At 67.7% G+C, this 6,856-nt stretch carries 8 protein-coding genes and 1 pseudogene; all 9 read right to left on the minus strand.

Going from position 1 to position 6,856, the window contains the following annotated elements:
• Positions 1–2,758 (minus strand): efflux RND transporter permease subunit (locus PHC73_RS10015; protein ID WP_300127464.1); only part of this gene is annotated, 2,758 nt, incomplete at its 3' end.
• On the minus strand, positions 2,755–3,813 hold the full coding sequence (locus PHC73_RS10020; RefSeq protein ID WP_300127467.1) for an efflux RND transporter periplasmic adaptor subunit: 1,059 nt from the start codon (positions 3,811–3,813) through the stop codon (positions 2,755–2,757). The genes PHC73_RS10020 and PHC73_RS10015, both read right to left, overlap by 4 nt.
• 29 nt (positions 3,814–3,842) lie before the next feature.
• Positions 3,843–4,427, minus strand: a complete 585-nt coding sequence (locus PHC73_RS10025) for a TetR/AcrR family transcriptional regulator (protein ID WP_300127469.1) — start codon at positions 4,425–4,427, stop codon at positions 3,843–3,845.
• Between the two features lie 199 nt (positions 4,428–4,626).
• Positions 4,627–5,385 (minus strand): twin-arginine translocase subunit TatC, encoded by a 759-nt coding sequence (tatC, locus tag PHC73_RS10030; RefSeq protein ID WP_300127471.1) that lies wholly within the window; start codon positions 5,383–5,385, stop codon positions 4,627–4,629.
• The gene (gene tatB, locus PHC73_RS10035; protein ID WP_300127473.1) at positions 5,375–5,689 is read right to left on the minus strand and encodes a Sec-independent protein translocase protein TatB; all 315 of its coding nucleotides are present in this window, start codon (positions 5,687–5,689) and stop codon (positions 5,375–5,377) included. The genes tatC and tatB overlap by 11 nt, the downstream gene beginning before the upstream one ends.
• Positions 5,690–5,695: 6 nt before the next feature.
• Positions 5,696–5,938 (minus strand): Sec-independent protein translocase subunit TatA, encoded by a 243-nt coding sequence (locus PHC73_RS10040; RefSeq protein ID WP_300127476.1) that lies wholly within the window; start codon positions 5,936–5,938, stop codon positions 5,696–5,698.
• A 109-nt stretch (positions 5,939–6,047) separates the two neighbouring features.
• Positions 6,048–6,368, minus strand: a complete 321-nt coding sequence (locus PHC73_RS10045; RefSeq protein ID WP_300127479.1) for a phosphoribosyl-ATP diphosphatase — start codon at positions 6,366–6,368, stop codon at positions 6,048–6,050.
• Positions 6,361–6,762, minus strand: a complete 402-nt coding sequence (gene hisI, locus PHC73_RS10050; protein ID WP_300127482.1) for a phosphoribosyl-AMP cyclohydrolase — start codon at positions 6,760–6,762, stop codon at positions 6,361–6,363. Before hisI ends, PHC73_RS10045 begins: the two co-directional genes overlap by 8 nt.
• Positions 6,755–6,856: pseudogene (locus PHC73_RS14005) on the minus strand (imidazole glycerol phosphate synthase subunit HisF); the annotation flags it as partial. The gene hisI and the pseudogene PHC73_RS14005, both read right to left, overlap by 8 nt.

Raw genomic sequence — 6,856 nt, forward strand, 5'->3', positions numbered from 1 at the left:
CGAGCATCATGCGTGTCTCGCCTTCCCACAGCATGTTGGTGCCGCCGATGGTGTCCGGCGGCTCGTCGTAGAGGCCGAGATTGCCCACGCGCAGCCCACCGGCGCCGGCGTCGATGGCGCGCAGACGCCCATTCAGCCCCAGCACCGCGTACAAGCCGGCGCCGGTGAGGTACTCGCCGCCGACGAACACCACACGCTCGTTGTCCTTGTGCTGGATCGGCTCGTCCTCGAGCGCATCCTGCACGCGCACCAGCTCGGACAGCGGCACCACCTGCCCGGCGGCGTTGCTGAGCTGGATGCGGTCGAGTTCCTGCGGGCGCAGTTCGTCCCGCCGCGGCACCTGGAGGCGGATCGGCACCACGTTGCGCTCGTCCGGCAGGTGCATGCGACCGACCGTGGCGCCATCGAACAACACCTGCAGCACGTCCGCCACCTGGCGGGTGGTGACGCCGGACAGGGCGGCCTTTTCCTCGTCCACCACCAGCCGGTGCCGGCGCACCGGCGCGGTGACCGAGTCGAACACCTCGGCCATGCCGGGCGTGGCCTCGAATTCCTGTCGCACCCTGCCCGCCACCTGCTGCATGTGGGTGAGATCCGTACCGTACACCTCGGCCAACACCTTGGCGCGGCTGGGCGGCCCCGGCGGGTCGTCGAAGGTGCGGATCACGGCGCCCGGATGGCGCTGGGCGAGCGCGTGCAGACGCGTGCGCAGCTCGGCCACGATGGCTAGCGAGGTGCGCGCGCGCGCGCGGCGGTGAAGCAGATTCACGCGCAGCTCGGCCTGGTACGGCGCCGAACGGTTCAGGCTGCCACGCAGCAGGTTCGGCAGGTCGGTGACGCCCGGCTGGCCCAGCGCCACCACGTAGTTCTGCACCTCCGGGGTGGCGCGCAGTTCACGTCCGACCTCGCGCACCAGCACGTCGGTCTGCTCGACGCTGGCGCTCTCGGGCATGTCGACGAAGATGTTGAAGGTGTTGATGTCGTCCTTTGGCAGGAAGGTCATCAACAGGCCGAGCGGCGATTTCTCGCCCACCGGGCCGGCCGGGCGCAGGTACTGCCAGGCCGGCATCAGGGCCGACAATCCGATCAAGGTGCCCATGGCAAGGTACAGCGCCCGCCGCGCCCGCGGCCGGTCCAGCAGCACACACAGCACCCGGTCGTAGGCGCCGTACGCCTGGGCGCTGTGCGCCTGCAGCTCGCCGAGCAGCGGCTTTGGCCGCAGCCAGCGCCGCGCCGCCCAGGGCGTGACCACGTAGGCGAACACCAGCGAGGTGAACATGGCCGTCGGCAGGTTGAACACGATGGGGAAGAAAAATTCCCCCGGCATGCCGCTGATGACGATCATGGCCGCGAACACGGCCATCATCGAAAAGGTGGCGAAATTGGTGGCATTGCCGATCTCGGCCACCGCCAGCACCGCCATCGCGCGCCGGTCACCGGCCGGGTTGTCCGTGTAATGACGGTGGATGTTCTCCACCACCACGATGGCATCGTCGACCAGCGAGCCCAGCGCCAGGATCAGCGCGAACAGCGCCACGCGGTTGATGGTGACCCCGGCCAGGCCGTCGGCCATGATCACCGACAGCATCACCAGCGGTACCACCAGCATCACCATCAGGCCCTCGCGCCAGCCGAGCGTCAGCAGCAGCGTGCCGACCACGGTGACGATGGCGATGACCAGATGTTCGACCAGCGTGTTGACGGCGTCGTCCGCCTTGTCGCCGTCGTTGCGCGTGGTCACCACCTCGATCCCGGCCGGCACGAATTCATCCTGCATGTGCCGCACCCGCGCCTGCACCTCATGACCGATGCGCACGGCGTTCTCGCCGGCCTTTTTGGCCACCGCGATGGTCACCGCCGGCAACTCCTCGCCGCCCAGACTGGCGAAACGCGCATCGGCCGGCCCGAAGGCCAGGCGCGCCATGCTGCGCCGGTCCACCGGCGGTCCATCGACCAGCTGCGCCACGTCCTCGAGGTACACCAGCCGGCCGCGGCTCTCCCCCACGACGAAGCGCTCCAGGTCGTCGAGCGAGGTCAGCTGGTTGTCGAGATACTCGCCGGCGCGCTCACCGCGCTCGGTGATGTCGCCGACCGCCTGCGCCAGGTTGGATGCGGCCAGACGCGCCAGGCCCTGATCGAGCGTGATGCCGACCGCCTGCAGGCGCTCGGGCTCGATTTCGACCCGCAGCTCGCGGTCACGCCCGCCGTAGACCTGCACGATCGATACCCCGCGCACGCTGCGCAGGCGCTCGGCCATGCGATCGGCGATGCGCTTGAGGGCATAGTCGTCGTAACCGGCGCTGGCGAGCGTGATCGTGACCACCGGCACATCGTCGGCATCCACTGGCGTCACGGCCGGCGGGCCGGCCTGCGGCGGCAGGTGCGGGCGCAGCTGCTCGACCTTGTCGTAGACGCGCACCAGCGCCGCTTCCTTGGGCACGCCCACGTCGAACTCGACCTGCACCGTCGCCAGGGAATTGCTGGCGGTGCCGTAGGTGTGCTTGACGTCCGGCATCTCGGACAAGGCCGCCTCGAGCGGCGTCAGCAGCAGCCGCTCCACCTCCGGCGCACTCGCCCCGGGTAATGTCACGCTGACCTGCGCCGCCGGCACCAGAATCTGCGGGTTCTCCTCGCGCGGCGTCAGCTGTAGCGCCAGCGTGCCGAATGCCAGCACGCCCAGGATCAACAGCGGCGTGAGCTTGGAGTCGACGAACAGATTCGCCAGCCGCCCGGCGACGTTGAACGGCGACGCACTCATCGCGCGCCGGCCGCCAGGCGATCCCCATCGCGCAAATCGGGCGGCGGATTCAGCACCACCCGATCACCGGCTTCGAGGCCGGCCGTGACTTCGACCTGGCCGTCGATTTCCCGGCGCGTGCGCAGCCAGCGAAAGCCGACCAGACCACCGGACGCCACGCGGAACACGCCGATGAGGCCGCCGCGATCGGTCAGCGCCGCGCGCGGCACCATGAGAACCTGCTCCTCGCCCAGCAGGAATCGCGCGCGGCCGAACATGCCGGGCAACAAGCCGCCCGCCGCCGGCAGGCTGACCTTGACCTCGTAACGCCGCGTCACCGGGTCGGCGGACGGCACCACGCGCAGCAGGCGCCCCTCGCGCTCGCCGGGCACGGCGTCGAGCTCCACCCGCACCGGCTGCGCCGGGTCGAGCCGCGCGACCCGGCTCTCGGCGACGAAGGTCTGGAACACCAGCGTGTCTCGCGCCTCGATCTCCAGGATCGGCAGGCCCGGCGTGGCCAGATCCCCGGACTCACGCAGCCGCGCCACCACCACCCCGTCGACCGGACTGGCAATGCTGGTATAGGCGCGCTGCGCGTTGGCCGTCTCGAGCGCCGCCTGCGCCTCGGCCAGACGCGCAAGCGCCACGTCGCGCCGCACCTCGGCCTTGCGCAGGGTGTCGATGGACACCGCCCCTGTGCGGGTCAGAGCAGTGAATTTTTCGACATCGACGCGCGCATCGGCCAGATCGGCCTTGGCCGAAGCCAACGCCGCCGCGGCACGCCGTACCGCGCCTTCGACCTCCGAAGGATCGATTTCGACCAACACCTGGCCTTCGCGCACGGGCTCGCCTTCGCGCACGGCGAGCCGGCGGATGAAGCCGCTGATGCGTGACGACAGCTGCACCCGCTCGTCCGCGATCACGCCGCCGGGCACCGTGTAATGGCGCGGCACGACGGTCATGGTGGCCTGATCGACCACCAGGTCCGTTCGATCGCGCGGTGCCGGCACCGACGCCTGCTTGCCGCAGGCGACCAGCATGACCGGGATGAGCGGCAGCAGCAGCCGGCGGCCCATGCATGGCCCGCCCGACGCCGCCGGTCGCATTACCGGCTGTCCTTGACCATGCCGTGGAGCACGAGTTTGGTCACGTGGTCGATGATCGCCTGGCGCAGATCGTCGGGGGTGTCGGACGGCATCAAATAGCGCCGAATCGGTTCGAGTGTGTAATGCCCGATCGCCAGGGCCAGAGCGGAGGTGGCCAGAAACGACGGCCGGAAATTGCCGCGCGGCAGGTCACGCCCGACGCGCATGATTTCCCGAAACGGCTCGGCGAAAACCCGCGTCGCCAGGTACTCCAAGCGCTTCTCGTCACGTTCCAGGAGCTCGCGGCGCAGCATGGGCAGGAACAACTCGTCGTCGTCGATGGCGTCGGCCAGCACCTCCATGACCCGCCGCACCTTGTCCTCGAAGGTGGTCACCTCCTTGAGCGCTTCGCCCATGCGCCCGATGCGGCGGCGGAAGGTGTACTCCAACACCTCCCGATACAGCTGCTCCTTGTCGGTGAAGTGATGGTAGAGCGCCGCCGGCGTGATGCCGCAGGCTTTGGCCAAATCGCGCATGGACGTGGCCGCGTAGCCCTCCGAGGCGAATAGAGGGGCTGTTTTTTCGAGAATGTCGTCCTTGCTCAAGCGCCTGACATTTTTTTCGGCAGATGAAGGCATTGGCGGATCGTCCCTGAATGAACGTTGGGAAGGTCGAATGATACCTGCATCCGATAAAAAACAACCTTCCACTGGAATATTTATTAGCAAGTATCACGCCAACAAAGGGGAATGCTGAAGAATTCCATGGACGGAATTTTCAGATACCTCTCTTAGCGACAGTAAGTCAACAATCCGGCGCCGCCGCCTCCTCGCTCGAGGCGACGCGCCGAGCGACCACCGCGGCGGTGCGCAAGCCGATCTCGTAGAGCAGGCAGATGGGCACCGCCAGCAGGGTTTGCGAAAACATATCCGGCGGGGTCAGCAGCATGCCGATGATGAAGGCGCCGACGATGACATACGGCCGTGCCTGACGCAGCGCCGGCACATCGACGAAGCCCAGCAGCACCAGCAGCACCACCACCACCGGCACCTCGAAGGCGACACCGAACGCCAGGAACAGCGCCAACACGAAATCGAGGTAACTCGCCACATCGGTCATGACCAGCACCCCGGCCGGCGCCGTCGTCGCGAAGAAATGGAAGATGAGCGGGAACACCAGAAAATAGGCAAACGCCATTCCCAGGTAGAACAACACCACGCTGCTGACCAGCAGCGGCAGCGCCAACGCCCGTTCGCGGCGATAAAGCCCCGGCGCCACGAAGGCCCAGACCTGGTACAGCACATACGGCATGGCCAGATAGACGGCCAGCATGCAGGCGAACTTGAACGGCACCATGAACGGCGCCGCGACGCCGGTGGCGATCATCGAGGCCCCTTCCGGCAGGCTGCGCATCAGCGGTTGCGCCAGCAGCGCATAAAGCCGGTTGGCGAACGGCAGCAGCGCCACCATCAACACCACCACCGCCGCCACGGACCGCAGCAGGCGCGTACGCAGCTCGAGCAGGTGCGAGATCAGCGACTGTCCGGACTGCTCAGGTTCCATCGTCCTGCCTTGCTGGCTTGTCGACCGGCGGCGCGGCGGTCGACTCGCGACCCAATTCGGACAACTCCTTGCGCGCCGCCGCTACCGGCTCGGCCAGCTGACGCGCCTGCTCGCGCAGGCTCTGGCGCAGCTCCTCGGCCTTGAGCTCACGATCGATTTCGGCCGTGAAACGCTGCGCCATCGCCCGTGCACGGCCCAGCCACAGCCCGGCCGTGCGCGCCGCCCGCGGCAGGCGTTCGGGGCCGAGCACCACCAGCGCGATCACGCCGACCAGCAACAGTTCGCTGAAACCGACGTCGAACACGACCGCTCAGCCGTCCTGCCGCTCGCGTTTGGCCTGGCTTGCGGCAGACGCGTCGGCAGGACGCGCGTCGTTCAGGCGCTCCACCTCCGCCGCGGACTCCTGTTCGCCTTCTTTCATGGCGTTTTTGAAACCCTTGATGGCGCCGCCGAGATCGCCGCCCAGGCTGCGCAACCGCTTGCCACCGAACAGCACCAGCACGATGGCCAGGATGATCAACAAACGGAAAGGTGAAATCCCTTCGATACCCATGGGTTAGGACCCCTTGTTGAGAAAATTAATTGACCCGCGAAGGCGCTCCGGGGAGATGCTGAAAATTCCCGCCCGTGGTTTTTTCGGCTCGCCGCAGCGAACCGCCAGCTCAGACCGTCTTCCGGCTGGCCTTCTCGTCCAGACCCGAGCGCCCGAAGCGCCGCTCGAGCTCGGCCAGCACGTCGTCCACCGACAGATTGTGCGCCACCAGCACCACCAGCGTGTGAAACCACAGGTCGGCGGTTTCCGAAACGATCCGCTGCGGCAGTCCATCCTTGGCGGCCATGACCAGCTCGGTGGCCTCTTCGCCCACTTTCTTGAGCATGCCGTCGGCGCCGCCGGCGAGCAGCTTGGCGACGTAGGAACTGTCGGGCGGCGCGCCGCGGCGCGATTCCAGCACCGCCTGCAGGCGGGTGAGCACCTCACTCATGGCCGTTTCCACCCGGATAAATGGCGTCCGGGCTGCGCAGCACCGGCTCGTCGGTGACCCACGCACCGTTTTCGTAGCGCCGGAAAAAACACCGCTCGCGGCCGGTATGACAGGCGATTCCACCTGTTTGTTCCACGCTCAGCAGCACCGTGTCGCCGTCGCAATCCAGGCGCAGCTCGCGCACCCGTTGGGTATGGCCAGACGTCTCGCCCTTGCGCCACAGGCGAGCGCGCGAGCGCGACCAGTACACGGCAATGCCCTCGGCCAGGGTGGCGGCGAGCGCCTGCCGGTTCATCCAGGCCAGCATCAGCACCCGGCCGGTGGCGGCATCTTGGGCGATCGCCGGCACCAGACCGCTCTCGTCCCAGCGCACGGCGTCGAGAAAATCAGCCACCCACGGCCTCCGGCTCCTGACGCACCACGATGCCGGACGCGGCCAGATGCGCCTTGGCCTCGCCGATGCTGTACTCGCCGAAATGAAAGATGCT

Origin of the sequence: Immundisolibacter sp., assembly GCF_028696615.1 — a bacterium.
Classification (GTDB): domain Bacteria; phylum Pseudomonadota; class Gammaproteobacteria; order Immundisolibacterales; family Immundisolibacteraceae; genus Immundisolibacter.

What these genes read in the sequence shown, in the direction of transcription:
- tatC (WP_300127471.1), bottom strand. Translation starts at nt 5,385, where the DNA reads ATGGAACCTGAGCAGTCCGGACAGTCGCTGATCTCGCACCTGCTCGAG.
- PHC73_RS10040 (WP_300127476.1), bottom strand. Translation starts at nt 5,938, where the DNA reads ATGGGTATCGAAGGGATTTCACCTTTCCGTTTGTTGATCATCCTGGCC.
- PHC73_RS10045 (WP_300127479.1), bottom strand. Translation starts at nt 6,368, where the DNA reads ATGAGTGAGGTGCTCACCCGCCTGCAGGCGGTGCTGGAATCGCGCCGC.
- PHC73_RS10020 (WP_300127467.1), bottom strand. Translation starts at nt 3,813, where the DNA reads ATGGGCCGCCGGCTGCTGCTGCCGCTCATCCCGGTCATGCTGGTCGCC.